We start from the raw sequence: 2640 nt of genomic DNA on the forward strand, positions 1-2640 counted from the left end.
GTTATACTGTGCAGCAAATAACCACATGAACCAAATATGGTTTGTGTGTCTAAACAATCATATTTATGTTTTCTACAGCGCTTTGAAGAACTAAGCCACAAACGAAAACACGTTGAACAAAATACGAAAGGTAAATTTAAAATACATGAGTGATGATCCGCATTATCAGCGCGAGAGAGAGAAGTACGAAAATCCGGTAGCCAGCCGCGAATATTTGATGAGCTTATTAAAAGAACACGACAAGCCGTTGTCGTTTCTTGATATCTGCAACTTGGTGAATGCCTTCGACGAAGAAGCGCGAATTGGAATTCAGCGCCGACTGCGTGCTATGGAGCGCGAAGGGCAGGTGCAATTCACCAAACAGAAAAAATACATACTTCAAAACCGTGAAGAGCTCATTAAAGGCCGAATTATTGGTCACCGTGACGGTTACGGCTTCTTGCGTCCTGAAGACAAAAGCGGTGACTTATTTATCAGTGCAGGGCAAATGAATCTGTTCCTTCACGACGATGTGGTAGAAGCGCGTATCAGTGGTACCGATCGCCGAGGAAGAAAAGAAGCATTTGTAACGCAAGTCATTGAGCCTCGCAGCGAGCCTATTGTTGGACGCTACTTTGTTGAGCAAGGTTTTGGCATGGTCGTGCCAGATGACAGCCGCTTGCAGCACGAAATTGTCATTCCACCAGAAAGTACGCACGGTGCCCGTATGGGGCAGGTGGTCGTGGTAGAGCTTACCCAGCGTCCACGCCGTAAAATGAGCCCGGTGGGTAAAATTGTTGAAGTACTCGGCGAGCATATGGCGCCAGGTATGGAAATAGAAATGGCGCTTCGTACGTTTGATATTCCACATCAGTGGCCTAAAGGCGTAACCAAGCAAGTGGAAAAGCTAACTGACCAAGTGCCCGAAGAAGCCAAAGAAGGACGCATAGACTTGCGCCAGCTTCCGCTTGTTACCATTGACGGTGAAGACGCCCGCGACTTCGACGACGCGGTATATTGTGAACCGCTCGACGATGGTGGCTGGCAGCTATGGGTAGCTATTGCCGATGTAAGTCACTATGTAAGAACAGGCTCAGCTCTTGATGATGAAGCGCAACAGCGCGGTAACTCGGTCTATTTCCCTGACCAAGTAATTCCAATGTTGCCAGAAGTACTGTCAAACGGCTTGTGTTCACTAAACCCTGAAGTCGATCGCCTATGTATGGTGTGTGAGATGACCATCAGTGCAAATGGTAAACTAGAAGAATTCCAGTTTTACGAAGCAGTCATGAACTCACACGCCCGTTTAACCTACACTAAAGTGTGGAATATTCTGCAGGGCGATAAAGAACTTCATCAGCGTTACGAGCCTCATGTACCTCATCTACGCAATCTTCACGACTTGTACCGCGCGCTTAAAAAAGCCCGTGCCAAGCGTGGGGCGATTGAATTTGAAACCCAAGAAGTGAAGTTTGTTTTCAACGCCCAGCGCAAGATTGAAAATATTGTGCCGCTGGTGCGTAACGACGCGCACAAGCTTATTGAAGAGTGCATGATCATGGCAAACGTGAGTGCGGCTCTTATGCTTGAAAAGCATGAGGCGCCAGCGCTATATCGTGTGCACGACAAACCAGACGCCGACAGGCTTACCGCATTTACCAGTTACTTAAGTGAAATCGGTATTCCTCATCGCATAGTTGAAGACGCGGAGCCTGCCGCATTCACCGATGTGGTGCTTAAAACCCGCGGTCGAGTGGACGAAGAACTAATTCAAACCATGCTGCTGCGCTCAATGAAGCAAGCGGTTTACGACGGTGACAACGTAGGTCACTTTGGGTTGGCGCTAGAAGCTTACGCGCACTTCACGTCACCTATCCGTCGCTACCCAGACTTGGTCGTGCACCGTGCGCTAAAAGGCATTATTGCTAAACAGCAGGGCAAAAAAGCAGTCAGTGGCGCGAAAAACTACACCGTTGAAGAAATTGAACAGTTAGGCGAGCAGTGTTCAATGACAGAGCGCCGCGCCGATGATGCCACCCGTGACGTGGCTGACTGGCTTAAGTGCGAGTTTATGCTCGACCACGTCGGCGACACCTTTGAAGGTGTGGTGAGCTCGGTCACTAACTTTGGTTTATTTATACGCCTTACCGAATACCACATCGACGGCTTGGTACATATAACATCGCTAGATGATGACTATTATCACTATGACGATGTAAAACAAGCGCTGGTTGGTGAGTCGGGCCATCGCCAGTTCAGATTGGGTGATACGGTTGAAGTAACCGTAGCAGCGGTCAATCTTGATGAAAGAAAGATTGATTTATTACTCGATAAGTCTATGCTGCGCGGCACTAAGGGTAAGAAGGTAAAAGTGAGGTCTGCGAAAAAGGCTTCAGATAAACCTACTCGTTTTGATAACAAATCACGCTCTGATAAAGGCTCGCGTTCTGATAAAAAAGGGAACAAAGGCAAAGGCGGCTCAAGCTCGTCTAGTCGTAGCGGTGGAAAATCGTCAAGTCGCAGCAGCGCCAAAGGCGGTAGTAGCGGCAAAACACTGTCATTGAATAAAAGAGGTAAGCGTTAAATGGCGCAGCAAGAATGGTTATACGGTTTACATGCCATGCAGTCGGTACTTGAAAAAGAGCCCGAGCGTGTAATGGA

General features: G+C 48.0%; 1 protein-coding gene. It reads left to right on the forward strand.

Features of this window, described 5'->3' with window-relative positions:
- Window positions 1–145: 145 nt before the first annotated feature.
- Entirely contained in the window at window positions 146–2563 is a 2418-nt protein-coding gene (gene rnr, locus QVA83_RS13670; RefSeq protein ID WP_287498585.1) for a ribonuclease R, read from the forward strand.
- The last annotated feature ends 77 nt before the right edge of the window (window positions 2564–2640 follow it).

The organism is Alteromonas sp. AO-Serp (assembly GCF_017849675.1).
Lineage (GTDB): Bacteria > Pseudomonadota > Gammaproteobacteria > Enterobacterales > Alteromonadaceae > Alteromonas > Alteromonas macleodii.

Excerpts from the sequence above, each read along its gene's own strand:
- rnr (WP_287498585.1), top strand. The coding sequence starts at position 146 with ATGAGTGATGATCCGCATTATCAGCGCGAGAGAGAGAAGTACGAAAAT.